The organism is Kitasatospora sp. NPDC033851 (assembly GCF_055576085.1).
In genome coordinates this window covers 39,072-65,511 of sequence record NZ_JBVIRL010000013.1, presented here as the reverse complement: position 1 = coordinate 65,511, position 26,440 = coordinate 39,072, and the positions used below count along the sequence as shown (strand labels likewise).

General features: G+C 73.0%; 19 protein-coding genes, 1 tRNA gene and 1 pseudogene. 11 read left to right on the top strand and 10 right to left on the bottom strand.

Annotated elements, in window-relative coordinates:
* Positions 1-54 precede the first annotated feature (54 nt).
* Genes ACZ51D_RS23930 through ACZ51D_RS23920 form a run of 3 tightly spaced genes read right to left on the bottom strand, consistent with a single transcriptional unit; the run spans position 55 to position 4,197 of the window.
* Positions 55-2,163, bottom strand: coding sequence for an ABC transporter ATP-binding protein (locus ACZ51D_RS23930; protein ID WP_465663485.1), 2,109 nt, complete (start codon positions 2,161-2,163; stop codon positions 55-57).
* Positions 2,160-3,200 (bottom strand): ABC transporter permease, encoded by a 1,041-nt coding sequence (locus ACZ51D_RS23925; RefSeq protein WP_465663484.1) that lies wholly within the window; start codon positions 3,198-3,200, stop codon positions 2,160-2,162. Before ACZ51D_RS23925 ends, ACZ51D_RS23930 begins: the two co-directional genes overlap by 4 nt.
* 16 nt (positions 3,201-3,216) lie before the next feature.
* On the bottom strand, positions 3,217-4,197 hold the full coding sequence (locus ACZ51D_RS23920) for an ABC transporter permease (protein ID WP_465620526.1): 981 nt from the start codon (positions 4,195-4,197) through the stop codon (positions 3,217-3,219).
* A 334-nt stretch (positions 4,198-4,531) separates the two neighbouring features.
* Here ACZ51D_RS23920 and ACZ51D_RS23915 point away from each other — a divergent pair, with 334 nt between their 5' ends.
* Complete coding sequence (locus ACZ51D_RS23915) at positions 4,532-6,235, top strand: ABC transporter family substrate-binding protein (RefSeq protein ID WP_465663483.1); 1,704 nt, start codon at positions 4,532-4,534, stop codon at positions 6,233-6,235.
* 503 nt (positions 6,236-6,738) lie between these two features.
* Entirely contained in the window at positions 6,739-7,953 is a 1,215-nt protein-coding gene (locus tag ACZ51D_RS23910; protein WP_465620529.1) for a low temperature requirement protein A, read from the top strand.
* A 58-nt stretch (positions 7,954-8,011) separates the two neighbouring features.
* On the opposite strand, the gene ACZ51D_RS23905 is transcribed toward ACZ51D_RS23910, so the two are convergent.
* On the bottom strand, positions 8,012-8,986 hold the full coding sequence (locus tag ACZ51D_RS23905; RefSeq protein WP_360497099.1) for a LysR family transcriptional regulator: 975 nt from the start codon (positions 8,984-8,986) through the stop codon (positions 8,012-8,014).
* Positions 8,987-9,376: 390 nt separating this feature from the next.
* On the opposite strand from ACZ51D_RS23905, the gene snpA (ACZ51D_RS23900) reads away from it, so the two are divergent.
* From snpA (ACZ51D_RS23900) to ACZ51D_RS23885, 4 genes are all read left to right on the top strand, one after another.
* Positions 9,377-10,045 (top strand): snapalysin, encoded by a 669-nt coding sequence (gene snpA / locus ACZ51D_RS23900; RefSeq protein WP_465663482.1) that lies wholly within the window; start codon positions 9,377-9,379, stop codon positions 10,043-10,045.
* A gap of 302 nt (positions 10,046-10,347) precedes the next feature.
* The gene (gene snpA / locus ACZ51D_RS23895) at positions 10,348-10,971 is read left to right on the top strand and encodes a snapalysin (protein WP_360497105.1); all 624 of its coding nucleotides are present in this window, start codon (positions 10,348-10,350) and stop codon (positions 10,969-10,971) included.
* 163 nt (positions 10,972-11,134) lie between these two features.
* Positions 11,135-11,794, top strand: coding sequence for a pentapeptide repeat-containing protein (locus ACZ51D_RS23890; protein ID WP_465620534.1), 660 nt, complete (start codon positions 11,135-11,137; stop codon positions 11,792-11,794).
* A 197-nt stretch (positions 11,795-11,991) separates the two neighbouring features.
* The gene (locus ACZ51D_RS23885) at positions 11,992-14,067 is read left to right on the top strand and encodes a phosphocholine-specific phospholipase C (RefSeq protein WP_465620536.1); all 2,076 of its coding nucleotides are present in this window, start codon (positions 11,992-11,994) and stop codon (positions 14,065-14,067) included.
* Positions 14,068-14,154: 87 nt separating this feature from the next.
* Here the strand turns inward: ACZ51D_RS23885 and ACZ51D_RS23880 are convergent.
* Together ACZ51D_RS23880 and ACZ51D_RS23875 are read right to left on the bottom strand one after the other, a co-directional pair.
* Positions 14,155-14,309 (bottom strand): annotated as a pseudogene (locus ACZ51D_RS23880) (dihydrofolate reductase family protein); the annotation flags it as partial.
* Between the two features lie 68 nt (positions 14,310-14,377).
* Positions 14,378-14,860, bottom strand: coding sequence for a MarR family winged helix-turn-helix transcriptional regulator (locus tag ACZ51D_RS23875; protein WP_465663481.1), 483 nt, complete (start codon positions 14,858-14,860; stop codon positions 14,378-14,380).
* Positions 14,861-14,987: 127 nt separating this feature from the next.
* On the opposite strand from ACZ51D_RS23875, the gene ACZ51D_RS23870 reads away from it, so the two are divergent.
* Positions 14,988-16,244, top strand: coding sequence for an alpha/beta hydrolase (locus tag ACZ51D_RS23870; protein ID WP_465663480.1), 1,257 nt, complete (start codon positions 14,988-14,990; stop codon positions 16,242-16,244).
* Positions 16,245-16,253: 9 nt separating this feature from the next.
* Here ACZ51D_RS23870 and ACZ51D_RS23865 read toward each other — a convergent pair whose 3' ends face one another.
* Positions 16,254-16,502 (bottom strand): hypothetical protein, encoded by a 249-nt coding sequence (locus ACZ51D_RS23865; RefSeq protein ID WP_465620542.1) that lies wholly within the window; start codon positions 16,500-16,502, stop codon positions 16,254-16,256.
* Between the two features lie 239 nt (positions 16,503-16,741).
* On the opposite strand from ACZ51D_RS23865, the gene ACZ51D_RS23860 reads away from it, so the two are divergent.
* Positions 16,742-16,969: a hypothetical protein gene (locus ACZ51D_RS23860; RefSeq protein ID WP_465620544.1), complete on the top strand. Its 228-nt coding sequence runs from the start codon at positions 16,742-16,744 to the stop codon at positions 16,967-16,969.
* Positions 16,970-17,011: 42 nt separating this feature from the next.
* On the opposite strand, the gene ACZ51D_RS23855 is transcribed toward ACZ51D_RS23860, so the two are convergent.
* Positions 17,012-20,251 (bottom strand): S41 family peptidase, encoded by a 3,240-nt coding sequence (locus ACZ51D_RS23855; RefSeq protein ID WP_465663479.1) that lies wholly within the window; start codon positions 20,249-20,251, stop codon positions 17,012-17,014.
* 122 nt (positions 20,252-20,373) lie between these two features.
* On the opposite strand from ACZ51D_RS23855, the gene ACZ51D_RS23850 reads away from it, so the two are divergent.
* Positions 20,374-21,573, top strand: a complete 1,200-nt coding sequence (locus ACZ51D_RS23850) for an MFS transporter (RefSeq protein ID WP_465663478.1) — start codon at positions 20,374-20,376, stop codon at positions 21,571-21,573.
* A 120-nt stretch (positions 21,574-21,693) separates the two neighbouring features.
* On the opposite strand, the gene ACZ51D_RS23845 is transcribed toward ACZ51D_RS23850, so the two are convergent.
* Both ACZ51D_RS23845 and ACZ51D_RS23840 read right to left on the bottom strand, forming a co-directional pair.
* Positions 21,694-21,767, bottom strand: a tRNA-Lys gene (locus ACZ51D_RS23845).
* 93 nt (positions 21,768-21,860) lie between these two features.
* Positions 21,861-22,769 carry an NADP-dependent oxidoreductase gene (locus tag ACZ51D_RS23840; RefSeq protein WP_465620550.1) on the bottom strand — a complete coding sequence of 303 codons (909 nt, stop codon included), beginning with the start codon at positions 22,767-22,769 and terminating at the stop codon, positions 21,861-21,863.
* Between the two features lie 215 nt (positions 22,770-22,984).
* On the opposite strand from ACZ51D_RS23840, the gene ACZ51D_RS23835 reads away from it, so the two are divergent.
* The gene (locus tag ACZ51D_RS23835; RefSeq protein ID WP_465620552.1) at positions 22,985-24,568 is read left to right on the top strand and encodes a Na+/H+ antiporter; all 1,584 of its coding nucleotides are present in this window, start codon (positions 22,985-22,987) and stop codon (positions 24,566-24,568) included.
* Between the two features lie 176 nt (positions 24,569-24,744).
* Positions 24,745-26,406, top strand: coding sequence for a glucose-6-phosphate isomerase (gene pgi, locus ACZ51D_RS23830; protein ID WP_465620553.1), 1,662 nt, complete (start codon positions 24,745-24,747; stop codon positions 26,404-26,406).
* Positions 26,407-26,440: the final 34 nt, after the last annotated feature.

Here is a 26,440-nt window from a genome sequence, read left to right as displayed (position 1 = left end):
ACGTCGAAGACATTACACGGCGCCGGGCCGATCCGCCGAATCGTATTCGGGTGATTACTCTTTGTGATGATCCGCAGGTGGCGGCTCCGGGTGGTGGCAGGCCGCCTGGTGGTCCGCCCCCGGCGCGCTGCCGGTCAGCGCCGGCCGTTCCTGCTCGCAGCGGGCCCGGTCCGCCCGGGCCGTGAGCCCGGCGTAGCGCGGGCAGCGGGTGCGGAAGGGGCAGCCGGTGCGGCGCTCGGTGGGGGAGGGCGGGTCGCCGGCGAGCAGGATGCGGTCGCGGGCGCGCTCGGCGGCGGGGTCGGGGAGCGGGACGGCGGAGAGCAGGGCGCGGGTGTACGGGTGACGGGGGCGGTCGAAGACGGCGGAGACCTCGCCCTGCTCGACCGTCCGGCCGAGGTACATCACGCTGACCCGGTCGGCGAGGTGCCGGATCACCGAGAGGTCGTGCGAGACGAACAGGTAGGAGAGCCCGAGCTCCGCCTTGAGCGCCTGCAGCAGGTTGAGCACCCCGGCCTGGATGGAGACGTCCAGTGCGGAGACCGGTTCGTCCAGCACCAGCAGTTTGGGGCGGACGGCGAGCGCCCGGGCGATCGAGACGCGCTGGCGCTGCCCGCCGGAGAACTGGTGCGGGTAGCGGACGGCGTGGTCGGGGTCGAGGCCGACCTGGCGGAGCAGTTCGGGCACCCGGCGGGCGATCTCCGCGCGGGGGGTGCGCTGGGCGAGCAGGGGTTCCGCGACGATGTCGCCGATCGGCATCCGGGGGTCGAGGCTGGCCATCGGGTCCTGGAAGACGATCTGCAGTTCGGCGCGGAGCCGGTGGACTTCGGCCCGGGTCAGCTTCGCGGTGTCGTGGCCGAGCAGTTCGATCCGGCCGGTCTCCGGGGCGCCGAGCCGCAGCAGTTCGAACAGGGTGGTGGACTTGCCGGAGCCGGACTCCCCGACCAGGCCGAGGGTCTCGCCCTCGCGCAGGTCGAGGTCGACGCCGTCCACCGCGTACACCTCGCCGACCTTGCGCTTGAACACCGTGCCCTTGCGTAGCGGAAACGTTTTGCCGAGGCCGCTCACCGCCAGCACCGGCGCCAGGTCGGCGCGGTCGCCGGGAGCGGAGGCGGCGGGCAGCTCCGGCACGGGGTAGACCTCGGACGGCGCGGGCCGCCGCTCGGCGAGCTCCGCCGACCGCACGCACGCCGACAGGTGTTCGTCCGCACCCTCCGAAGCCGGCCCGGGGACGGCCTCCAGGACGGGCTCCGCTGTCGAGCAGCGCTCCTCCGCCAGCGGGCAGCGCGCCGTGAACGGGCAGCCCGGCGGCAGCTCGGCCATCGGCGCCGGGGCGCCGGGGATCGGCACCAGCGGACCGCCGCGCCCGTCCAGCCGGGGCAGCGCGCCGATCAGCCCGAGCGAGTACGGGTGGTGCGGGGCCGCGAACAGCTCGTCCACGGCGGCCGTCTCGACCACCCGCCCCGCGTACATCACCGCGACCCGGTCGGCCGTTCCGGCGATCACCCCGAGGTCGTGGCTGACCAGGACGAGCGCGGCGCCGGTCTCCCGGCGGGCGGTGCGCAGCACGTCCAGCACCTGGGCCTGGATGGTGACGTCGAGTGCGGTGGTGGGCTCGTCGGCGAGCAGGATGTCGGGCTCGTTGGCGACGGCCATGGCGATCATCGCGCGCTGGCGCATGCCGCCGGAGAACTCGTGCGGGAAGCTGTCCAGGGCCCGGTCGGGTGCCGGGATGCCGACCAGGTCGAGGAGTTCGGCGGCCCGGCGCCGCGCGGTGGCCTTGTCCACCCGCTGGTGGATGCGGACCGCCTCGGCGATCTGGTCGCCGATCCGGTAGACCGGGGTGAAGGCGGAGAGCGGGTCCTGGAAGACCATGGCGACCCGGCGGCCGCGGATCGCCGCGAGCTCCCTGCCCGGCAGCCCGACCAGCTCCCGTCCGTCCAGCCGCACCGATCCGCTGACCTGGGCCGTCCCGGGCAGCAGCCCGAGCACGGAGAGGGCGGTGACGGACTTGCCCGAGCCGGACTCGCCGACGATGCCGAGGGTCTCGCCGCGCCGCAGGGTGAGGTCCACCCCGCGGACGGCGGGGACCGGGCCGTGCGGCCCGGCGAAGTCGACCCGCAGGTCCCGGACGGCGAGCAGCGGGGTTTCGACGGTGGTGGTCACGGGTGCTTCCTACGGGAACGAAGGCTGCTGACGGAACGACGGCTGTCGGCGGAACGGCCGGAACGGGCGGAACGGCGGGAACGGGGAGAGCGGCGGGGCGCGGTGCCGGAGGTGGGGTCGAGGGCGTCACGCAGCCCGTCCCCGATCAGGTTGACGGCGAGGACGAACAGCACCAGCAGCCCGGCGGCGAAGTAGAACAGCCAGGGGAACACCGGGGCCTCGCTGGTCCCGGCGGCGAGCAGGGTGCCGAGCGAGACGTCCGGCGCCTTGACCCCGAAGCCGAAGTAGGAGAGCGCGGTCTCGCTCATCACGGCGCCGCCGACCGCGATGGTGGCGTCGATGATGAGGAAGGAGGCGACGTTCGGCAGGATGTGCCGGCTGATGATCCGCAGCGGTCGTACGCCCATGAACCGTGCGGCGCGGACGAATTCGTGCTCGCGCAGGGAGATGGTCATCGAGCGGACCACCCGGGCGGTGATCATCCAGTTGAACAGTGCGAGCAGCAGGACGAAGGCGATCCAGCCGGCGCTCTTCAGCCGGGACGAGACGACGGTGATGACCAGGAAGGCGGGGAAGACCAGCAGCAGGTCCACCACGAACATCAGCGCCCGGTCCGCCCAGCCGCCGAAGTAGCCGGCGCAGGCGCCGACCACGGACGCCAGCACGGTGGAGAAGAGCGCCACCAGCAGGCCGATGATCAGCGACTTCTGCAACCCGCGGACGGTCTGCGCGAACACGTCCTGACCGACCCCGTTGGTGCCGAACCAGTGGTCGGCGGAGGGGGGTTGGTGCAGCGCGGAGAAGTCGGGGGTGGCGTAGTGCCAGGGCGTGAGGTACGGCCCGCCGAAGGCGAGCGCGAACAGCAGCAGCACGATGACGGCCCCGGCGAGGGCCCCGCGGGCGGCGAGCAGCCGGGCCAGGACGAGCCGTCCGCGGCCGCTCGCCCGGGGCGCGCCGACCGAAGCCGCGGGTGCCGTGAGTGCCGTGGGCCCTGTGGGTTCGGTGGGCTCGGCCGGTTCGACGGAGAGGGTGGTCATCTCGGGTCTCCTCCGGTCAGGACCGCACGCGCGGATCGAGGGCGGCGTGCAGGGTGTCGGCGAGGAAGCCGGAGGCGAGGACGACGACCGCGGTGAACAGGTTGATCGCCACCACCGAGTTGACGTCCTGTTCGTTGATCGACTGGATCAGCCACTCGCCCATGCCGTGCCAGCCGAAGATCGTCTCGGTGAAGATCGCGCCGGTGAAGATGCCCAGGAAGCTGTAGGCGAACATGGTCGACATCGGGATCACGGCGGTGCGCAGCCCGTGCTTCAGCAGCGCCCGGCCGCGGGTGAGGCCCTTGGCCTCGGCGGTGCGCAGGTAGTCGGAGCCGAGCACGTCGAGCATGGTGCCGCGCTGGTAGCGGCTGTAGGTGGCGAGGCCGCCGAGGGCCAGCGAGATGGTGGGCAGCAGCAGGTGCAGCGCCCAGTCGGCGAGGTGGGTGCCGAGGCCGCCGGCCAGTCCGGGGGTCTCGTAGCCGGTGAACGGGATCACCTCGTGGCCGGCCGCGTCCTTGGCGGCGATGGCGCCGTTCTTGAGGAACAGCGCGACCAGGAAGACCGGCGTGGAGAGCAGCACGAAGGACAGCACGGTCAGCAGCCGGTCGGAGATCCGGTACTGGCGGACGGCGCTCCACGCCCCGACGGCGATGCCGAGGACGATGCCGAGCAGGCTGCCGATCAGCAGCAGCCGCAGGGAGACCCACACCCGCCGGCCGAAGTCGTCGGTGACCGGGGTGTCGTGGATGGTCCGGCCGAGATCGCCGTGGAGCAGCCCGCCGGCCCAGTGGCCGAAGCGCTCGACCACCGGGGTGTGGTCGTTCAGGTTGAGCGCGGTGAGCTGGCGTTCGACCGATTCGGCGGACGGGCGGGGCAGCTTGGCGTCGAAGTAGGTGCGGGGCTGCAGGGCTGTCGCGGAGATCGCGTACGCCAGGAAGACGGCGGCGATCAGCAGCACCGCGTAGTAGCTCAGCCGCTTCGCCAGGTAGCTGAGCATCAACGGCCGCCCGGGGTGGGGGCGGGGCCGACGCGTCTGGTGGGCATCGGGTGGTGGCCTTCGGTCGGGGCCCGGTCCGGGCGTCAGGTGGCAGGGCTGGCAGGTGAGTTGGGAACGTGCAGGTCAGAGTGAAACACCTGGGGACGGCGGTGGTGTTGCGGCGGTATTGCCGCCTGTGACGTTTGGATCAGGCGTTCGCTCCTCCCCCTGGTGGCGGATCTGATCCGCTGTTACGTTCCTCTGGCTCGGTGCCGGTTTGAGTGCCCATGCTCAAGCCTTGTCACACCTCGCGCGGCACAACTCCCGCATCGCAGAACTCACCCAGGGGGACCTCATGGACGCTTCCACTACGGCCCGCCGTCTCGGCAGGACGGCCGCGCTCGCCGTCGCCGTCGCGCTGGCGGTCACCGCGTGCACTTCGGGCGGGAGCGGTTCGGGCGACGGCGTGGCCAAGAGCGAGCCGCCGAGACAGGACTCCCAGGACATCAACGTCAAGCCGCTGGACCAGGTCAAGGACGGCGGCGAGGTGCGGCTCCCGCTCTACCAGTGGATCACCCAGTGGAACCCGTTCCAGGTGGACGGCACCTACGGCGACGCGATCTCGATCATGCGCACGCTGGAGCCGTCGCTCTTCAACACGGACGCCTCGGGCACCTTCCAGCCCAACCTCGACTACCTGGTGGAGGCGAAGGTCACCTCGACCTCGCCGCAGGTGATCACCTACAAGCTCAACCCCAAGGCCAAGTGGTCCGACGGCAAGCCGCTCGGTTACCAGGACTTCAAGGCGGACTGGCAGGCCAGCAACGGGAAGGACGCCGCGTACAACATCTCCGACCCGTCCGGGTACGAGCGGATCTCGGCCGTCGAGCAGGGCGCCGACCCGAGCGAGGTGAAGGTGACCTTCTCCGAGCCGTACGCGGACTGGCAGAACCTGTTCCGCCCGCTGATCCCGGCCGCCGGGATCTCCACCCCGGACGACTTCAACAAGGGCTGGGTGGAGAAGATCCCGATCACCGCGGGCTCCTTCAAGGTCGGCGTCGCGGACAAGACCGCGCAGACCCTCACCCTCGTCCCGGACCCGGCCTGGTGGGGCACCAAGCCCAAGCTGGACCGGCTCACCTTCCGGGTGATGTCCCAGTCCGCGACCACCCAGGCCTACCTCAACAACGAGATCGACCTGGCCACCGCCGGCACCGCCACCGCGTACGGGCAGCTCAAGGACGCCAAGGACACCGTGATCCGCGCGGCCAGCCCGTGGGACGAGGTGCACATCTCCTTCGGCGGGGGCGGCGCGCTGGCGGACCAGCGGGTCCGCCAGGCGCTCGGCAAGGCGCTCGACCGTTCGGCGCTGATCAAGATCGCCAACAACGGGGTGCCGGTCGAGTTCAAGCCGCTCGGCAACCACGTCTTCATGCCCAACCAGAGCGGCTACCAGGACAACTCCGGCGAGTGGGCCAAGTTCGACCAGGCCGCCGCCAAGAAGCTGCTGGACGACGCCGGTTGGAAGGAGGCCGGCAGCGGCCAGCCGCGCACCAAGGACGGGCAGCCGCTGGAGCTGCACTGGGTGATCAACGACGCCACCCCGCAGGCCCAGCTCGACCTGGCCACCGCGGCGGCCGCGATGTGGCAGGCGGCCGGGGTCAAGGTCGCCCTGGACAAGGTGCCGTCCAACGACTTCTTCACCAAGTACGTGAACCCGGGCAAGTTCGAGATCGCGAGCTGGCGCAACACCGACTCGTTCCCGCTGTCCAAGAGCCTGACGAACTTCCGCCTGCCGGTGGGCGACAACAGCTTCGAGAACCCCTCACGCCTGGGCACCCCGGAGATCGACGACCTACTGAAGAAGGCGGCCGGGACGGTCGACCCGACGGAGGCCGCGAAGCTCTACAACCAGGCGGACGCGAAGATCTGGGAGCTCGGCCACACCGTCGAGCTCTACCAGCGGCCGGTCGTGCTGGCGGTGCGCAAGGGCCTCGCCAACTACGGTGCCTTCGGGCTGGCGGGGGAGGACTACAGCAAGGTCGGCTGGGAGAAGTAGCCGTCGCGGACACGGCGAGGCGGGCCGCACGGCAGGCGCTGGCGAGCAGCGCGGTGATCACGAGGCCGGTGGTGCGACACGGGAAGGTCGGCTCTGCCGCCCCCGCTGTCCCGCCACCGGCCTTGACCTTCCGCGTTGCCCGCAGGCCGCCCGTGTCATGGAGCCCCGCAGGGCCCGCGCTTTTCCGACCGGGGATGAATCTAGCGGCGCTCCGGTCCCGCACGGCGCAGCGCGCGGGGCGCGCCCGGAAACCCGCCGCGCTGTCACCCGGTTCGCGCACCGGAGCGTCAACTGGGGCTGACGGAAAGGAAAAAAGGGACCTTCGGGGTCACCGCGCCCGGGGGCGCCCGAGGCTGCCGTACCGGCGCGCCGCCCTTCCCGCTGCCCTTCGCGCCGCCCGGCGTACTGCCCGGCGTACGGTCCGCGCCGGTGCGTGCGCCGGGCCCGGGGCGCTGCCAGGATGCGCGGGACGACCCGCCCCTCCCGATCCCGGAGCAGCTCCGATGGCCAGTGAACCCGCCGCCGCGGCGCCCCGCGCGCACCACGTCGACCCGCCGCCGGTGCGCCGGATGATCCCGCGCGACCGCGACGAGCCGCACCGGGTCGCCACCCCGCTGGAACTCTTCTTCGACCTCTGCTTCGTGGTCGCGGTCGGCCAGGCCGGGCGCGAACTGGCCCACTCCCTCGCGGCCGGGCACTACGAAGAGGGGCTGCGCGGCTACGCGCTGGCTTTTTTTGCGATCTGGTGGGCCTGGATGAACTTCACCTGGTTCGCCTCCGCGTACGACTGCGACGACGTGCCGTACCGGGTCACCACGCTGGTGCAGATCGCCGGGGTCCTGATCCTCGCGGCCGGGGTGCCGCGGCTGTTCGCCACCCAGGACCTGGTGCTGGCGATCACCGGCTACGTGGTGATGCGCCTCGCGATGGTGACCCAGTGGCTGCGCGCCGCGGCCGGCGAGCAGGGCGAGGCGCGCCGGGTCGCGGTGCGGTACGCGGTGGGGATCACGATCTGCCAGGTCGGCTGGATGGTGCTGCTGTTCCTGCCGCACGGTGCGCGCCCGTACGTCATCCCGATCGGCGTGCTGTGCGAGCTGGCCGTGCCGGTGATCGCGGAGCTGCGGATGCAGACCTCCTGGCACCCGCACCACATCTCCGAGCGGTACGGGCTGTTCACCCTCATCGTGCTCGGCGAGACGGTGGCGGCGGCGACCGTCGCGGTGCAGTCGGCGGTGGACGAGCACGAGGAGCTGGGCCGGCTGGTGCCGGTGGCGATCGGCGGTCTGCTGATCTGCTTCGCCGCCTGGTGGATCTACTTCGCCCGGCCGGTCCACGAGCACCTGCGCTCCAACCGGCAGGCCTTCGCCTGGGGGTACGGGCACTACCTGGTGTTCGGTTCGGCGGCGGCGATCGGCGCCGGGCTGGAGGTGGCGGTGGAGTCGGCCGTGCACAAGGCGGAGATCTCCGAGACCGCCGCCACCGCGACGGTCACCGTGCCGACCGCGGTCTACCTGGTCACGGTCTGGTTCCTGCACTCCCGGCACACCAAGCGCGGCATCGTCGCCCAGGCGGTGGCGCCGGGCGGGGCCGCGCTGGTGCTGGCCTGCACCGCGCTCGGCGGCTCCGGGGTCCTGGCGGCGGGCCTGGTCTGCGCGCTGATGGTGACGGTGGGCGTGCTGATCCACAGCCGGGAGGGGCGGGTCCGGGGCGCTGCCTAGGGCCGCCCCAGGGGCCCGGTGCGTTGCCCAGGACCGCCCCAGAGGTCCGGGGCGCTGCTTAGGACCGCCCCAGCAGCACCGGTTCGTGTCGTGCCAGCCAGGCGAGGTAGGCCGGGTTGACCTTGGCCAGATCCAGGTAGGCGGCGCGCAGTTCGCCGTACAGCGCGTCCAGTGCGGGCGGGCTGAGCGCGCGCGGGCGCCAGGTGAACAGCAGCCGGACGGCCAGCGGGTCCCCGTGCACCGGGCGGACGACCGTGCCGGGCCCGGGCGGGGCGGTCGGCTGGCAGGGGCGGACGGCCTCGCCCGAGGCGACCAGCTCGGCGGCGGTGGCGTTGTCCCGCACCTGCAGCACCCGGGGGTTGAGCCCGGCTTCGCTGAACACCCGGCGCATCGCCGCGTACTCGTGGTCGGCGGTCGGGTCGACCATCCAGGTGTCCTCGGCGAGTTCGGCGAGGCGGACGACCGGGCGGGCGGCGGCCGGGTGCCCGGCGGCCAGCTCGACGTACTGCGGCTCGCGGGCCATCAGCACCCGCTGCTCGGCGTCCGGCGGCACCCGCAGCGGGAATCCCTCGCTCTCGTGCACGAAGGCCACGTCCAGCTGGTCGGCGGCGACCATCCGCAGCAGCGCGCTGGCCGAGACGTCGACGTGGATGGTGGTGTCGGTGTCGGGCAGCCGGTCGTGCACCCGGCGCAGCCAGGCCGCGACCGCCCGGCTGCCGACGCTGCCGATGCGCAGCCGCCGCTGCCGGCCGGGGCCGGTCGCGTCGCGGGCCTCCTGTCGGGCGGCGGCCACCAGCGCGGCCATCTCGGTGATCACCGGCCGGGCCCGGGAGAGCACCGAGTGGCCGAGCGCGGTGGGCCGGCTGCCGGTCTGCTCGCGGGTGAACAGGGTGCCGCCGATGGCCCGTTCGATGCGGTGCAGCTGGGTGGTGAGGGAGGGCTGGGTCATGCCGAGCTGGAGCGCGGCCTTGCGGAGGCTGCCGGTGTCGGCGATGGCGCACAGCACCCGGAGGTGTCTCACGTCGAGCTCCACGTCGGGAGCATAGACGCCATCGAGCCATCTCGCCAAGGACATGACAGGCAATCAAAGGCCCGCCGGCGGCCCGCCGGGCGGTTCGCACGCCAAACCGCACGGCAGGCCGCGTGACGGACCGTACGGCAGACCGCGTGACGGACCGTACGGCAGACCGCGTGACGGACCGTACGGCAGACCGCGTGACGGACCGTACGGCGCAACCCCGCCGGTATGCGGCGGTGCTATCGCCGGTTGACATCATCCGCGACGGGCCCGGGCGGGTCGAAGCTCGGGGGCAGCAACCCGCCCCGGCCACCGGCCGAGGCGGCCCCCCACCGTGCGCCGCCGCCGTTGCCCGGCCCCCACCGGCTCCGGCGAGGCCGCGCACCGCGCATTCGGAGCCCCCATATGAAGCGATCCGTGCTGTCCGCCGCCCTGGGCCTCGCCCTCGCGGCCGGCCTCGCGACCCTGCCCGCCACCGCCGTCGCCGCGCCGGCGGCGCCCGCCGCCCCGGCCGCCCACGCCGTTCAGGGCTACACCCCGGCGACGTACGCCGGTTCGGCCGCGGAGGCCGCGAACAACCGGGCCTTCTTCCGGGCCGTGGTGGCCTCGGTCAAGGCCAAGCGGGCCGCCAACCCGTGGCTGCAGACCGTCACCGTCACCTACGACACCGCCAACGCCCCGTCCTTCACCAGCCAGATCGCCACCGCCGCGCAGATCTGGAACGGCTCCGTGCGCAACGTGCGGCTCCAGGAGGCCGGTGGCAACGCCGACTTCTCGTACTACGAGGGCAGCGACAGCCAGGGCTCGTACGCCAGCACCGACGGGCACGGCCACGGCTACGTCTTCCTCGACTACCAGCAGAACCAGGAGTACGACTCGGTGCGCGTCACCACCCACGAGACCGGGCACGTACTCGGCCTGCCCGACGACTACTCCGGCCCGTGCAGCGAGCTGATGTCGGGCGGCGGCCCCGGCCCCTCCTGCACCAACCCGTACCCCGACGCCAACGAGCGCGGCCAGGTCGACTACCTCTGGGCGAACGGTCTCGCGGCGGCCGACCAGGCTGTCCGGTAGCCGAGTTCGGGGCGCGGCGGGCCGCTCGGCCGGAATCGAGCGGCCCGCCGCTCTGGGTACTTCCCCGCTTCGGAGCCTAGCCGCCGCCCGAACGGAATGCCAGGGGAACGGTTGGGTCAAGGCCAGGGAAAGGCGGCTCGAATCGGCGAGAGCCCAGGGGTATTGCACGGAGCTATCGCGGATTGACATCATCCGCCCGCCCGCCGGGCTGCCCGAAGCTCTGGGGACATCACCCGTTGACCAGGTGTCCCCCCGGGCCGGCCCCCAACCGGCCACGGCACCACAGGAATCGGAGCCCCCACATGAAGCGATCCGTGCTGTCCGCCACCCTCGGCCTCGCCCTCGCGGCCGGCCTCGCCGTGCTGCCCACCACCGCCGCGGCCGCGGCCCCGGCCGCCCCGGCCGTGCAGGGCTACACCGCCTCGACGTACGCCGGTTCGGCCACCGAGTCCGCGGACAACCAGGCCTTCTACCAGGCCGTGATGGCCTCCGCGAAGGCCAAGCAGGCCGCCAACCCGGGCCTGGCGACCGTCGTGGTCACCTACGACGCCAGTTCGGCCCCGACCTTCCGCAACCAGATATCCCAGGCCGCGCAGATCTGGAACAGCTCGGTCGGCAACGTCCAGCTGCGGTCCGGCTCGGCCGCCGACTTCCGCTACTACGAGGGCAACGACAGCCGGGGCTCGTACGCCAGCACCGACGGGCACGGCAGCGGCTACATCTTCCTCGACTACCAGCAGAACCGGCAGTACAACTCGGTGCGGGTGACCGCCCACGAGACCGGGCACGTGCTCGGCCTGCCGGACCACTACTCCGGCCCGTGCAGCGAGCTGATGTCGGGCGGCGGCCCCGGCACGTCCTGCACCAACCCCTACCCGAACGGTACCGAGCGCAGCCGCGTCAACTCCCTCTGGGCGCGCGGCTGACGCTCCCGACGGACCCCGGACCGGCCGCCCCTCGCGGCCGGTCCGGGGTCTCCGCCGTGGGTTCCGGGATCGGTCACTCAAGGGCCTCGTCGCTGCGGGGCGTTGTCGGTGCCGCGTGCGAGCATGCGGCGAGACCGTACGCCCCCGACCGCAAGGTGCCGCCATGTCCCGTTCCGTCCCCGACCGGCTCGACGACCTTCCGTACGCCGAACTGCTGCGCCCGCACGCCGGGCCGCTGCGCAGCGACGAGCGGTACGACACCGCGCACTTCGACGGCGGCGAGCACACGGACGAGTCGGGCGCCGGGGCGGCCTTCCTGGAGTGCGCCTTCACCGGCGTCGCGCTCAGCGGGGTCAAGCTGCGCCAGGCCCGGTTCAACGAGGTCTGGGTGCAGGCCGGCCGCTGGGTGGCCTGCGACCTCAGTGACTCCGAGTGGCAGGACAGCGCCTTCGTCGGCGGTGTGCTGGCCGGGGTCGCCGGGTACGGCTCGGCGCTGCGCCGGGTCGTGTTCCGCGGCTGCAAGCTGGAGGCGGTCAACCTGCGGGCGGCCGTGCTGCGGGACGTCGTCTTCGAGGACTGTCTGCTGCGCGACGTGGACTTCGGCGAGGCGAAGCTGACGGGGGTGTCCTTCCCCGGCTCGACGCTGGAGGAGGTCCGGCTGCGCGGGGCCACGCTGAGCAAGACCGACCTGCGCGGCGCCGTCCGGCTCGGGCTGGCCGACGGCCACCAGGGGCTGCGCGGCGCGGTCATCAGCTCCACCCAGCTGCTGGAGCTGGCGCCCCAGTTCGCGCAGGCGCTGGGCATCGACGTGAAGGACCGCTGACGGCGGGCCGCCTCCGTCCCTCCCCGGCGTTTCCGTCGTGCGTTCAGCCCGGCGTCGCTCGGTGACACCCGGACGAACAGTCCGCCAATCCTGCTGCACGCATCTGGTGGCCGCTCCGTCCGAGGTGGAAACTGCTGCGCGATCGATGAGCCCGACTTGTGTACACAACATCGCCAGCGAAGGGACGGACTGGGCTGATGGCCGAGTTGAGTCGTAGGAAGTTCGTCACGCTGTCCGGCGCCGCCGCGGCCGGTCTCGCCGTGGCCGGCACCGGTGCGGCGGGAGCCGCCCCGGGCGCGCCCGCGGTGGCCTCCACCACCACGCTCCAGCAGACCGGCACCATCACCGACGCGCAGCACGTGGTGATCCTGATGCAGGAGAACCGCAGCTTCGACCACTACTTCGGCACGCTGCGCGGCGTGCGCGGCTTCGCCGACCGCAGCGCGATCCAGATCGCCGGCGGCTACAGCGTCTTCAACCAGCCCAACGGCCTGCTCAGCCGCCAGTACCCGTGGCAGTTCAGCCAGACCAAGCCGGCCGGCGGCGCCGACCCCGAGCGCCTCGCCCAGTGCAACGGCGACCTCAGCCACGGCTGGAGCGACCAGCACAAGGCGTGGAACGGCGGCAAGATGGACTCCTGGGTCGCCGCCAAGGGCAACGTCCGCACGCTCGGCTTCCTCACCCGCCAGGACATCCCGTTCCACTACGCGCTGGCCGAGAACTGGACCATCTGCGACGCGTACCACTGCTCCGTCCTGAGCGCGACCGGCCCCAACCGCACCTACCACTGGTCCGGCCAGATCGACCCGGCCGGCACCGCGGGCGGCCCGGCCTACGACGGCGGCGACGAGAAGGGCCTGCGCTGGCAGACCTACGCCGAGGCCCTGGAGAACGCCGGCGTCAGCTGGAAGGTCTACCAGAACGCCGCCGACAACTACGGCGACAACGCCCTCGCCTACTTCAGCCAGTTCTCCGGCGCCCCGGCCGGCAGCCCGCTGGCCGTCAAGGGCATGGGCTCGGTGCCCAAGGCCACCGGCAAGACCCCGGACGACATCGCCGCCGCGATCAAGGCCGACGTGCTGAACGGCACCCTCCCGCAGGTCTCCTGGATCGTCCCCGACCAGGCCTCCTCCGAGCACCCGTACGCCACCCCGGCCGACGGCGCGCACTTCGTCCACATGGTGATCGACGCGCTCAACGCGGACCCGAACGTCTTCAACTCGTCCGTCCTGTTCATCAACTACGACGAGAACGACGGCTTCTTCGACCACGTCCCGCCGCCGGTCGCCCCGGCCGGCACCCCGGGCGAGTTCTACAACGGCACCAACATCGGCCTCGGCTTCCGCGTCCCGCTGATCGCCGTCTCGCCCTGGACCCGCGGCGGCTGGGTCAACTCCGAGACCTTCGACCACACCTCGGTGCTGCGCTTCCTGGAGACCTGGACGGCCGCCCTCGGCACGCCCGCGCAGTGCGTGAACATCAGCGACTGGCGCCGCCGCGTCTGCGGCGACCTGACCAGCGCGTTCGACTTCGCCAACCCGGTCTACGGCCTGCCCGCGCTGCCGGACACCTCGCAGACCATCGGCCTGTCCGCCTGCGGTCCGCTGCCCAACCCGGCGCCGGTCAACAACCAGCTGCCGCTGCAGGAGAGCGGCACCCGCCCGGCCCGCGCCCTGCCCTACCAGCCGAACGCCAACCTGGACCACCTGGAGTTCGGCTCCGGCGGGGTGATGAAGGTCTGGATCACGATGGCCAACCAGGGCGCGGCGGCGCTGAAGTCCGCGCACTTCGCCGCCTACGCCAACGCCTACCGCAGCGGCGGCCCGTGGCAGTACACCGTCGACCCGGGCGGCAACACCAGCGACTTCTTCAACTGCGGCACCGGCTTCGGCGGCGGGCCGTACGACCTGACGGTGGTCGGCCCCAACCGCTTCCTGCGCCGTTTCAAGGGTGACGCCACCAAGGCGGGCAAGGACGCGGCCGTCACCGCCTCGTACGCGATCGAGCCGGGCACCGGCAAGCTCGCCCTCTACTTCACGCTGGCCAACAACGGCGGCACGCCGCTGACCTTCACCATCGCGTCCAACAACTACCGCACGGACGGCCCCTGGACGTACCAGGTCCCGGCCGGCGGCAGCGTCAGCGACTTCTTCAACGCCGTGGCGTACACCAACGGCTGGTACGACTTCACGGTGACGGTGGACGCGGACAGCAGCTGGTCCCAGCGCTTCACCGGCCACCTGGAGGCGGGCACGCCCAGCATCACCGGCTGACGACCGCCCTCACCGCGTGCAACGGCGGCCCCACGACCCGGTACCTCGGGTGGTGGGGCCGCCGTCGTCCCCGAGCGGGCCCTCCCGTCACCTTCGCCGGAACAGGTGGTGTGCGTCACGCCGCTCGGGCTGGGCACGACCTCCAGGTGGAACCGGTCGAGCAGCCCGTCGGGGGACTCCCAGAGCCGCAGTCCGGATCCGAGCTCCACCGGCGAGACCGCCACGTGCACGGTGGCGACGAGGCTTTCCTGCCGGCGGCCTCTCCCGCGGATGCCCGCCGTCACGGACGCGCGGCTGACTCCGGGCGGCTTCAGAGCCGGTCGTAAATGGTGGCGAGCTGCCGCAGGACGTCGGTCGCGACGTCCAGGGCGGTGGTGTCGTGGCGGGCGAGTGCGGTGTCGAGTGCCCGGACCAGGGCGTCCTGGCGTTCCTGGTGGCGGCTCCGGCCGGTGTCGGTGAGGGCGACCAGCACGGATCTCTTGTCACCGGCGGGGCGCTCGCGAGTGACGTAGCCGGCCGCGACGAGGCCGTTGACCAGCTGGGTGGTGGCGGCGCCGGTGGTCTCGGTGGCGGCGGCCAGTTGGCCGATCGGCAGCGGGCCGGTCTCTGCGAGGGCCCGCAGGGCGCGGGCGTGGGTGAGGGAGAGCGCGCCGGGGGTGCGGGTGGCGCGTCCGCGCAGCCGGGAGTCGGCGGCGCTGAGGCTGTAGGCGGCGCGCGCGAGCGAGTCCAGGGCCCGGTCGCGGGCGGCGCCGGACGGTGGTTCGGGCTCGGGCTGGGCCTGCGGCTGTGACATGGGGTGGTCTCCGTGGTGCGGGCGAGGGGCGAGTTGACAGGAGTTTAGCCTAAGTACTTAATAGATAAGTACTTAGCTAGGCATTGCGGAGCGGGGTCGGGTACCCCGTCGAGAGAGGACACCTGTCATGACCGCACGATCCACCGGCCAGAGCTGGGCCCTGGACATCGCCCTCGCCCAGGGCGGCTTCGACGCCCTGCACCCCCAGGCGAAGGGCACCCTGGAGCAACTGGGCCACGACCACACCGACTTCGACAAGGTCTTCGACCTGGTCCGGAGCGGCGTGATGCTGCCCAAGGCGTGGGCCACCATCGCCGGCCAGGCCGAGGAGCGCGCCGCCCACCACGAGCGCGGCGGCTTCGCGCAGACCGCCGCCGACCTCTACGTGCGCGCCTCGGTGATGTGGGGCCGCGCCCAGTACTCCGTCTTCGACGCCACCGACCCGCGCAAGCTCGCCTTCCGCGAGCGCGCCAACCACTGCGTCGAGCGCCTGGGCGCGCTGCGCGGCAACCGGGTGCGCCGCGTCGTCCTCGACTTCGAGGGCAAGCAGATCTTCGCCCTCCTCCACCTGCCGGCCGGAGACGTCAGGAACGCCCCCGCGGTGATCCTCGGCCCGGGGATGGACATGATCAAGGAGGACTACATCCACGCGGCCGAGCGGTACTACACCTCGCGCGGCATCGTGGCCCTGTCCATCGAGGGCCCCGGCCAGGGCGAGAGCCGGGCGAACGGGCTGACCGTCGACCTGACCAACTACGAGCGTGCCATCAGCCGTTACATCGACCACCTGGCCTCGCTGCCGGAGGTCGACGCGGCCCGGATCGGCATGTTCGGCATCTCGATGAGCGGCTACTGGGGCTCCCGCGCCGCGGCCACCGACCGCCGCCTCGCCGCGCTGGCCGCCTTCGAAGCCGTCACCGGCGACTTCACCACCATCTTCGAGCGCGCCCAGCCCACCTTCAAGAACAACTACATGTTCATGGCCGGCTACAGCGACGAGGACGCCTTCGACCGCGACCTGGTCGCCCGCATGCCGTTGGGCGACCTCGTCCGGGAGATCACCTGCCCGGTCCTCTACGGCATCGGCGAGTTCGACGAACTCACCGTGCTGGAGGAGGCGCTGGCCAACTACGAGCGGGTCCGCGCCCCCAAGGAGATCCGCGTCTACGAGAACGAGTTCCACCCGCTGGGCGGCACCGCCGCCGAGGTGTTCCGGTTCGGCGCCGAGTGGGTCGAGCGCGCCCTGAACGGGGAGTTCGCCGAGCCGGGCCGCGACGTGCGCCACTACGTCCACGACGACGGCCGCACCACCGACGGCACCGCCGACCCCACCTGGTGGCTCGGCACCGTCCCCACCCGGATCAGCGACGCACGCTGGGCGTAGCAGGCAGGCTCAGCCGAACGGGCCGCGCGGGAACCACGGATCGCGGACCTCCCGGGGCCCGTACGGCGTCAGCAGGGTCAGGGTGCACGGCGAGGCCGCGTACTCGGTCAGCTGCACCGCGCCGTGCATCAGCAGCAGGTCGTGGGCGCCGGGCAGCCGCCCGTCCGGTGCGGCGAGCGGGCCGACCCGCCGGCGCGGTCCGTCGTGCGGGTCCTCGGCGGTGCGCCGGGCGTGGCTTCCGGAAGGTACGACGGTCACAGCGGGCTCAAGACGGTGGCGTCAGTTCGGCCGACGGCTCCACCCTGCGCCCGGTCGGCGCCACCCGGCTACGGCCGTTGGGCGCGTCCACCCGGGACCAAAGGCTCAACCCGCGCGGCGCCCTGCCCCCGACCCGTCCACCCGGCCGCCGCTGCTCCCGGCCCGAGGTGCGCCCGTTCGCACCCGGTGTGAGAGTGGGGGCAGCCCGGCATTCCGTCATTCCCTCCGGAGGAGGAGCCATGGGCATCTTCGACAGGTTGTTCCACCGCGCGCCGCACGAGGCCGGCGGGCCGGACGCCTCCCAGCGGGCCGCCCTCGCCCACGACGAGGCCGTCGACGCGTTCGGCGACGAGGTCGAGCGCACCCGCGAGACCCAGGACCGGCTCACCCGGGACCGGCTCTCCCAGGAGGAGGCCGACCGGCGCGCCGCCGAGAACATGACGGCCGAGGGCGATCCCTGGGACTGACTCGCCACCGGTCGTGGCCCCCACGTCCAGCGGCCCCCCGTGTCACCGCTCCCGCGGCGGCAGCGGGGGGCGCCGCAGGTCCGGCCGGGGCGTGGACTCCGGCGGGGGCGCCGCGGCGGGCGCGTCCTCCAGCAGCTCCAGGGCCAGTTGGACGGCGGCGACCAGTTCGGGGTGGCGTCCCCGGGCCCAGTCCCGCGGGGTGCGCAGCACGTGCACGTCGGGCTCGACGCCCCGGTTCTCCACCGTCCAGCCGAGGCCGCCGCCGAACCAGGAGGCGTTCTTCGGCACCGAGATCTGGGTGCCGTCGCCGAGGGTGTGCCGTCCGGACATGCCGACCACTCCGCCCCAGGTGCGGTTGCCGACCACCGGGCCGAGCCCGAGCAGCTTGATCGCCGCGATGATCACGTCCCCGTCCGAGCTGGTCGCCTCGTCGGCGAGGGCCACCAGCGGGCCGCGCAGTGCGTGCCGGGGCCAGCGGACCGGTTGGCGGTCCCGGGTGAAGTCCCAGGCCAGGACGTGCCGGGTGAGCTTCTCCAGGACCAGTTCGGAGACGTTGCCGCCGGCGTTGCCGCGCACGTCCAGTACCAGTGCGGGCTTGTCCAGTTCGCGCCGCAGGTCCCGGTTGAACTGTGCCCAGCCGGAGCCGCCGAGGTCCGGGATGTGCAGGTAGCCGCACCGCCCGTCGCTGAACTCCCGGACCAGGGAACGGCGTTTGGACACCCAGTCCTGGTAGCGGATGGGCCGTTCGTCGGTCAGCGGGGTGACGGCGATCCGCCGCACCGGGCCGTCCGGGCCGCTGCGCAGGGCCAGTTCCACGGTGGTGCCGCCGGTGCCGGCCAGCAGCGGCAGCGGTCCGCGCACCGGGTCCACCGGGCGTCCGCCGACGGAGAGCAGTTCGTCGCCGTCCCGGACGCCCTGGGCGGCCAGCGGGGCGCGGGCGCGCGGGTCGGAGGACTCGCCGGCCAGCACCCGGTCGACCAGCCAGCGCCCGTCGGGGGCCCGGTGGGCGGTGGCGCCGAGCAGGCCGAGCGGCTGCTGGGCGAGCGAGGGCCCTTCGGCGCGCCGGGACGGGGTGACGTAGGCGTGCGAGGTGCCCAGTTCGCCGAGGAGTTCGCGCAGCAGGTCGGCGAAGTCGTCGGGTGAGCAGACGCGTTCCAGCAGCGGCTCGTACTGGGCGACCAGGGCGGGCCAGTCCAGGCCGGACATCCGCTCGTCCCAGAACTGGTCCCGGACGATCCGGGCGGCCTCGTGGTAGGCCTGGCGCCACTCGGCGGCCGGGTGGACGGTGTGGGTGATCCGGCGCAGGTCCACGCTGGTGCCGGCGGAGGGGGCGGCGACCGGGATCACCCGGAGCGTGCCGGCCGAGTAGACGGCGATCGAACCGCCGTCGCCGGAGACCGCGTAGCCGTCCAGCTTGTCCACCAGCGTGCTGCGGGTGCCCCGGGCCAGATCGAAGTGCTCCAGCGAGGGGCGGCCCGAGGTGTCCTCCGGGCTGGCGAAGGTCTGCCCGAGGGTGCCGGCGATCGGCCAGCGCAGCCAGACCAGGCCGCCGCGCACCGCGTCGGTGGCCGAGTACTTGGAGGCGATCACCGGGAACTGCAGCAGCCGTTCGGCGATGCCTTCGGGCTCGACCCGGACGGTGCCGTCGCCGCCGCCGTCCCCGCGCGGGGCGCCGTCCTCGACCGGCGCGGTGAACGGCGAGGGCGTGTCGGCAGTGAGCGGGACGAGGTACGGGCGGCAGCCGACGGGAAAGGAGAGGTCGCCGGTGTGCACGTCGTGGACCGGGTCGAAGCCGCGCCAGGACAGGAAGGCCAGGTATCGGCCGTCCCGGGTGAACACCGGCTGCTCGTCCTCGAAGCGGCCGTCGGTGACCTCGGTGATCGACGCGGGCGCCTCGGTGCGGGTGAGCCGGATCCGGCGCAGCGAGCGCCCGGCGACCGGCTGGGACCAGGCGATCCAGTGCGAGTCGGGGGAGAACCGGGCGCTGGAGACCGGCCCGTACTCGGAGGCGGCGAGCTCGCGCACCTCGCCGTCGGCGGCGGAGACCAGCAGCAGCCGCCCGTCCGAGGCGGCGGCGGCGAGGCGGCTGCCGTCGGGGGAGGCGGTGAGCTCCAGGACGCGGCCGAGCCGGCCGGCGGCGAGGATCCGGTGGCGGTGCTTGTCCCCGCTGCCGGACCCGGGGGTCCCCTCGTGCCCGGGCAGCGGCATCACCTCGATCGCGTCGGCGCCTTCCGCGTCGGTGACCCAGGCCGCCTCGCCGGTGTGCCCGAGCAGCACCGGCAGCCGGGTCCGCACTCCCGGGGTATCGGCGAGCGCGCGGGCCGGGCCGTCCTTGTGGGTGAGCCAGTACTGGCTGCCGCGCACGGTGATCACCCCGGCCCGGCCGCCCTGGTCGCAGGCGAGGTCCTTGACCTGCGACGCGGCGCCGACCTGGTACGGGCGGCGGCCGACCCGGGCGCCGCCGAGCGGGACGTCCAGCCGGCGCGGGGCGGGGGCGTCCAGGCCGTCCAGCAGCCAGAGGTCGCCGGCGTGCTGGTAGACGATCCGGGTGCCGTCGGTGGCGGCTTCGCGGGCGTAGTAGGAGGCGTGGTCGGTGTGCCGGCGCAGGTCGGTGCCGTCCGGGCGGCAGGAGTAGAGGTTGCCGATGCCCTCGTGGTCGGAGATGAAGGCCACCCGGTCGCCGAGGGGCCCGGCGACCGGCATCGGGGCGGCGAGGTGCCCGGTGTGGTCGGGGAGGATCCGCTCGCCGTCCGCCCAGAGCCGGCCGACGGCGCCGCCCCGGTAGCGCTTCCAGGCGGCGGGCTCGTGCGGGGCGGCGCCGGTGAGCAGGACGGTCCGCTCACGGCTCATCTGGGCGTCGCCGACCGGGCCCCAGGGCATACGCCGGCCGGGGGAACCGTCCGGGGGCAGGGCGTGCGCCCAGGTGTAGTGGCCGAAGGGCTCGTGGAAGGAGGTGACGGCGAGCACCTCGCCGTTTGGCAGCCAGCCGCGCACCCGGGTGTCCTGGCTGCCCCAGAAGCTGAGCCGGCGGGCCTCGCCGCCGTCGACCGGGGCGGTCCACACCTCGGGGGTGAGGCTCAGCCAGCTGGTCCAGGCGAGGGTGGTGCCGTCGGGGGAGAAGCGGGGGTGGCTGACCCGGGTACGGTCGCAGGTGACCCGCCAGGCCCGGCCGGTGACGGCGCCGCCGGTGTCCAGCGGGGCGATCCAGACGTCGTCCTCGGCGGTGAAGGTGAGCAGGCCGCCGTGCAGGTGGGGGTGGCGGAGGTAGCCGGGCGGGGTCACCCCTCCATCCTTCGACGGGGTGTCACACCCGGCAACCGGGACGGGCCGCCGGGGGCGCACGGAGCGGGTCCGCACGCCGACGGGGACCACGCTTGCACCTGACACCGGTGTGAGGTCCAACCATGGTCCCCATGGCGACCACACAGCTCCCGACTCCGGTACTCCGCAAGCCCTTCCCGCTCCCCTCCCTGCTCGCCCTGGCCACCGCCGTCTTCGTCACCGCGCTCACCGAGAACCTGCCCGCCGGGGTGCTGCCCGGCATGAGCGAGTCCCTCGGCGTCAGCGAGTCGGCCGCCGGGCAGACCGTCACTGTCTACGCGATCGGCTCCGCCGTCACCGCGATCCCGCTCACCGCGGCCACCGCCGGCTGGGGCCGCAAGCGGCTGCTGCTCACCGCGATGGGCGGCTTCGCGGTGGCCAACACGGTGACGGCGGTCTCCGGCAACTACCCGCTCACCCTGGCCGCCCGCTTCCTCGCGGGCGTCGCGGCCGGCCTCGCCTGGGCGCTGCTGGCCGGGTACGCCCGCCGGCTGGTGCCGGTCGAGCAGCAGGGCCGGGCGATGGCCGTCGCGATGGCGGGGGTGCCGGTGGCGCTGTCGCTCGGGGTGCCGGTCGGCACCTTCCTCGGCCGGATGTTCGCCTGGTGGGTGCCGTTCCTGGCCATGACGGCACTGGCGGTCGGCGTGGTCGGCTGGATCACGGCGATGCTGCCCGAGCAGCCCGGGCAGCCGGACGGCGAGCGTGCCCCGGTCCGGCACGCGCTCACCGTGCCCGGCGTGCTGCCGGTGCTCACCATGACGGTGCTCTACGTGCTCGCGCACACCATCCTGTTCACCTACATCGCGCCCTTCCTCGACGGGGCCGGCCTCGGCGGCGCCACCGGCACCGTGCTGCTGGTCTTCGGCCTGGCCTCGATGGCGAGCATCTGGCTCACGGGTGCCCACATCCACCGTCGGCTGCGGCAGTTGACGATCGGCGGCGCGCTGCTGGTCGCGGTGACGGCGGGCGCCCTCGCGGTGTGGTCCGGCAGCGCGCCGCTGGTGTACCTCGCGGCGCTGCTCTGGGGCCTGGGCTGGGGCGGTGCCCCGACCCTGCTGCAGACCGCCCTCGGCGACGCGGGCGGGGAGCAGGCCGACGCCGCCCAGGCCATGCTGGTGACCCTGTGGAACATCGCGATGGCGGCCGGCGGAGTGGTCGGCGGCCTGGTCCTGAGCGGCCTCGGCACCGGCGCCCTGCCGTGGGCGGTCCTCGCGCTGATGCTCCCCGCCCTCGCCGTGGCCGTCGGCGCCCGCCGCCACGCCTTCCCCCCGGTGCGCGGCTGACGTGCCGGCCGGATCCCGTGGCCGGATCCCGCGGCCCGATCCCATGGCGCGATCCCGGCCGTACACAGCCCGAAGTGCCGGAAGGCCCCTCGCTTTCGCAAGGGGCCTTCCGGTTGTCTGTGCGCCGCCAGGGACTCGAACCCCGGACCCGCTGATTAAGAGTCAGCTGCTCTAACCAACTGAGCTAGCGGCGCCTGCTGACGTGGGAGACATTACCTGGTCAGCGGCCGAAACACACAATCGGCCCGGAGGGTGCCACGGCGGGCCCGGAGTCCTCGGCCCGGGCCTCACATGGTCAGCACCACCTTGCCCCGGACGTGCCCGGTGCCGACCATCCGGTGGGCCTCGCCGGCCCGCTCCAGGGGGAGGGTCTCGGCGATCTCCAGCCGCAGTCCGCCCGCCTCCCACAGCCGGACCAGCTCGGCCAGTCGCTCGGCCGTGCGCGGAGCCCGCAGCTGCCGCACGCCCAGCCGCTGGGCGCCCGGGTAGTCGACCACGGTGCCGATCCGGTCCCGGTCGGCGACCAGCTCGACGGAGGCCTCCAGCGCGCCCCGCCCGGCGGCGTCGAAGGCGACGGTCACCCCCTGCGGCGCCGCCGCCCGGACCCGCTCGACCAGCCCCTCCCCGTACGCGACCGGGATCGCGCCCAGTTCGCGCAGGTAGGCGTGGTTGCGCTCGCTCGCGGTGCCGACCACGGTCGCCCCCCAGGCCTGGGCCAGCTGGACGGCCACCGTGCCGACCCCGCCCGTGGCACCGTGCACCAGGAGGGTGTCGCCGGGGCCGACCCCGAGCAGGGTGAGCGCCGCGTGCGCGGTCTGGCCGGAGGCGGAGAGCGAGCCGGCCAGCTCCCAGGGCATCCCGGCCGGCTTGGCCACCAGCTGGGCCGCGTCCACCGTGACCAGCTCGGCGTGGCTGTCCAGCACCCGGAAGCCCAGCACCTCGTCGCCGACCTTCCAGTCCCCGCCGTCCGGCCCCAGCCGGTCCACCACCCCGGCGAACTCGTTGCCGAGGACGAACGGCGGCTCGACCGCCAGCCCCGGCGGCCGGAACCCCTCCCGGATCGCCAGGTCCACCGGCTGCACCCCGGCCGCGTACACCCGTACCCGCACCTCGCCCGGGCCGGGCTGCGGATCGGGCACCTCGCCCACCCGCAGGACCTCCGGACCGCCGGACCGCGTCACGGTGACTGCCTTCATGTCTGCTCCCCGCCCCTGAACCGAACGTCGAACCTGGACCGAACGTCGAACCTGAACCGATCCTCGAACCGAACTGATCATCGAATCTGAACTGATTCTCGGACCTGAAGTCCGCTTGAGGTCAAGCCGTTATTCGGCGCGTCTTCACTGATGGGCGCATTGTCAGATTTATCCTGGGCGGCGCTCAGCCGTCCGTCGTCGAGAGGAACCTCCCCGTGGGCCAGCTGCCCCTGTTCTTCCTGGTGCTGCTCGCCTCCGTGGTCACCATGCCGCTCGGACGCAGGACGGGCGTGCCGCAGCCGGTCCTGATGACCCTGCTCGGCATCGTCATGGCGCTCGTCCCGCAGATCCCGGACGTCACCATCGAGCCCGAGCTGATCCTCCCGCTGGTCCTGCCGCCGCTGATCTTCGCGGTCGCCCGGCGCTCCTCGGTGCGCTACTTCAAGGCCAACGTCCGCTCGATCCTGCTGCTGGCCGTCGCCCTGGTGGTGGTCACCACGGCCGCCGTGGCCGGCACGGTGCACTGGCTGCTGCCCACCCTGCCGCTGGCCGCCGCGATCGCGGTCGGCGCGCTGGTCTCCCCGCCCGACCCGGTCGCCGCCGTCGCGGTCGCCGGCAGTGTCGGCCTGCCCCGCCGCCTGGTGTCGATCCTGGAGAGCGAGGGCCTGTTCAACGACGTCACCGCGATCGTCATCTACTCGCTGGCCATCGAGGCCGTGGTCAGCGGCGACTTCTCGGTCGGCCACGCGGTGCTGCGCTTCGTCCTGTCCGCGGTGCTGGCCGTGGTTGTCGGCGTCGCCCTCGGCTGGGTCAACGCCAAGCTCGCCGAGCGCCTGGACGACCCGACCCAGCAGGTCGCGCTCAACCTGCTGGTGCCCTTCGCCGCCTACACTATCGCCGAGGAGATCCACGGCTCCGGCGTGCTCGCCGTCGTGGTCTGCGCGCTCTACCTCGCCGAGCGGGCCTCCGACGCCGACGCCGTCTCCTACCGGCTGGTCGGCAACGCCTTCTGGGAGGTGGTCGAGATCCTGATCACCGGCGTCGCCTTCGGCCTGATCGGCCTGGAACTGGCCACCGTGCTCAAGGAGGCCGGCCGGGGCTGGACCGGCTTCCTCGGCGACGCCGCCGTCGTGATCGGCGTCGTCGTGGTGGTCCGGCTGCTCTGGCTGCTGCCAGCCGGCTGGGTGTCCCGGAAGCTGCGCAGCGGCGAGGACGAGGACACCCCGTTCAGCTGGAAGGAGAGCGTGGTCCTCTGGTGGTCCGGCATGCGCGGCGTGGCCACCGTCGCCCTGGCGCTCGCCATCCCGCTCACCCTGCACTCCGGCGCGGACTTCCCCGAGCGCGGCCGACTGGTCTTCATCGCCTTCAGCGTGGTGCTCTTCACCCTGCTGGTGCAGGGCCTGACCCTGCCGTGGCTGGCCAAGCGGCTCCGGCTGGACATCGACCAGGACGCGCACGAGCAGGCCGTCCGGCAGCTCTGGTGGCGGGCCGCCAAGGCCGGGCTCAGCCGACTGGTCGAGCTGGAGGAGCAGGACCGGCTGCCGGCCGAGGTCGCCGACCGGCTGCGGGACCGTCAGCACGACCGGCTGGCCCGGCTCTGCCCGGAGAACTACGCCGAGGAGGAGGCCGCCGAGGCCAAGCTGCGGCTGTCCCAGTGGCGGGCCGCCCGGGACGTCGAGCAGGAGATGATCGCCGCCTCCCGCCGCGAGATGCTCGCCGCCCGCAGCGAGCTCGGCGCCGATCCGGAGCTGGTCGACCGGGTGCTGCGCGGGCTCGACCTGCGCTCGGAACGGAAGTGACGGGCTGTCCGCCGTGGCGGGGCGGAATGTGCGCGACCGCCCCCGGGGTTGCATAGGCTGAACCCGGGCAGGCCGTCAACGGAGTCGGCGCACCACCAGTACCCGCACGACCTCGCGAAGCACCCTCACGCCTGGCCCTGCCGGTTTCTGCACCCAGATGAATCGAGGACCCACCGATGTCGGAGACCCGCGCCGACGCCCGCACCCCGCTGGACCGCACCCCCCAGTGGGCCGCCCTGGCCAAGCACCGGGCCGAGCTGGGCGACACCCACCTGCGCGAGCTGTTCGCCGCCGACCCGGAGCGCGGCCGCCGCCTGACCCTGCGGGTCGGCGACCTGCACGTGGACTACGCCAAGCACCTGGTCACCGACGAGACGCTGGAGCTGCTGCGCGAACTCGCCGCCGCCACCGGCGTCGCCGAGCTGCGGGACGCGATGTTCCGCGGCGAGAAGATCAACAACACCGAGCACCGCGCCGTCCTGCACACCGCGCTGCGCGCCCCGCGCGAGGCCGTGATCGAGGTCGACGGCGAGAACGTGGTGCCCGCCGTGCACGCCGTCCTCGACAGGATGGCCGCCTTCGCCGAGCGGGTGCGCAGCGGCGAGTGGAAGGGCCACACCGGCAAGCGGATCCGCGCCGTCGTCAACATCGGCATCGGCGGCTCCGACCTCGGCCCCGCGATGGCCTACGAGGTGCTCCGCTCCTTCACGCAGCGCGACCTCGACGTCCGCTTCGTCTCCAACGTGGACGGCGCCGACCTGCACGAGGCGGTCCGCGACCTCGACCCGGCCGAGACGCTGTTCATCGTCGCCTCCAAGACCTTCACCACCATCGAGACCATCACCAACGCGGTCTCCGCCCGCGACTGGCTGCTCGACGGCCTGGGCGCCGGCACCGAGGCGGTGGCCAAGCACTTCGTCGCGCTGTCCACCAACGCCCAGGGCGTGCAGGACTTCGGCATCGACACCGCCAACATGTTCGAGTTCTGGGACTGGGTCGGCGGCCGCTACTCCTACGACTCGGCGATCGGCCTCTCGCTGATGATCGCCATCGGCCCGGACGCCTTCCGCGAGATGCTGGACGGCTTCCACCTCGTCGACGAGCACTTCCGCACCGCCCCCGCGGAGGAGAACGTCCCGCTGCTGCTCGGCCTGCTGGGCGTCTGGTACGGCGCGTTCTTCGACGCCCAGGCGCACGCGGTGCTGCCGTACTCGCACTACCTGTCCAAGTTCACCGCCTACCTGCAGCAGCTGGACATGGAGTCCAACGGCAAGTCGGTGACCCGCGACGGCACCCCGGTGGACTGGCAGACCGGCCCGGTGGTCTGGGGCACCCCCGGCACCAACGGCCAGCACGCCTACTACCAGCTGCTGCACCAGGGCACCAAGGTGATCCCCGCCGACTTCATCGGCTTCGCCGAGCCCGTCGCCGACCTGCTCCCGGGCCTGGTCGCCCAGCACGACCTGCTGCTGGCCAACTTCTTCGCCCAGACCCAGGCGCTGGCCTTCGGCAAGACCCCGGAGGAGGTCGCGGCCGAGGGCGTGCCCGCCGAACTCGTCCCGCACAAGACCTTCAAGGGCAACCACCCGACCACCACGATCCTGGCCGGCGAGCTGACCCCGTCGGTGCTCGGCCAGCTGGTCGCGCTCTACGAGCACAAGGTGTTCGTCCAGGGCGCGATCTGGAACATCGACTCCTTCGACCAGTGGGGCGTCGAGCTGGGCAAGGTGCTCGCCAAGCGGATCGAGCCGGTGCTGCTCACCGGCGAGGGCGCCGAGCAGCTGGACAGCTCCACCGCCGAGCTGGTCGCCCGCTACCGCGCGCTGCGCGGCCGCTGAGCCCCGGCCGGGCCGTCCGCTCCGGCGGGCGGCC

What these genes read in the sequence shown, in the direction of transcription:
- ACZ51D_RS23925 (WP_465663484.1), bottom strand. Translation starts at nt 3,200, where the DNA reads ATGACCACCCTCTCCGTCGAACCGGCCGAGCCCACCGAACCCACAGGG.
- ACZ51D_RS23920 (WP_465620526.1), bottom strand. Translation starts at nt 4,197, where the DNA reads ATGCTCAGCTACCTGGCGAAGCGGCTGAGCTACTACGCGGTGCTGCTG.
- ACZ51D_RS23915 (WP_465663483.1), top strand. Translation starts at nt 4,532, where the DNA reads ATGGACGCTTCCACTACGGCCCGCCGTCTCGGCAGGACGGCCGCGCTC.
- ACZ51D_RS23910 (WP_465620529.1), top strand. Translation starts at nt 6,739, where the DNA reads ATGGCCAGTGAACCCGCCGCCGCGGCGCCCCGCGCGCACCACGTCGAC.
- snpA (WP_465663482.1), top strand. Translation starts at nt 9,377, where the DNA reads ATGAAGCGATCCGTGCTGTCCGCCGCCCTGGGCCTCGCCCTCGCGGCC.
- snpA (WP_360497105.1), top strand. Translation starts at nt 10,348, where the DNA reads ATGAAGCGATCCGTGCTGTCCGCCACCCTCGGCCTCGCCCTCGCGGCC.
- ACZ51D_RS23890 (WP_465620534.1), top strand. Translation starts at nt 11,135, where the DNA reads ATGTCCCGTTCCGTCCCCGACCGGCTCGACGACCTTCCGTACGCCGAA.
- ACZ51D_RS23885 (WP_465620536.1), top strand. Translation starts at nt 11,992, where the DNA reads ATGGCCGAGTTGAGTCGTAGGAAGTTCGTCACGCTGTCCGGCGCCGCC.
- ACZ51D_RS23875 (WP_465663481.1), bottom strand. Translation starts at nt 14,860, where the DNA reads ATGTCACAGCCGCAGGCCCAGCCCGAGCCCGAACCACCGTCCGGCGCC.
- ACZ51D_RS23870 (WP_465663480.1), top strand. Translation starts at nt 14,988, where the DNA reads ATGACCGCACGATCCACCGGCCAGAGCTGGGCCCTGGACATCGCCCTC.
- ACZ51D_RS23860 (WP_465620544.1), top strand. Translation starts at nt 16,742, where the DNA reads ATGGGCATCTTCGACAGGTTGTTCCACCGCGCGCCGCACGAGGCCGGC.
- ACZ51D_RS23850 (WP_465663478.1), top strand. Translation starts at nt 20,374, where the DNA reads ATGGTCCCCATGGCGACCACACAGCTCCCGACTCCGGTACTCCGCAAG.
- ACZ51D_RS23840 (WP_465620550.1), bottom strand. Translation starts at nt 22,769, where the DNA reads ATGAAGGCAGTCACCGTGACGCGGTCCGGCGGTCCGGAGGTCCTGCGG.
- pgi (WP_465620553.1), top strand. Translation starts at nt 24,745, where the DNA reads ATGTCGGAGACCCGCGCCGACGCCCGCACCCCGCTGGACCGCACCCCC.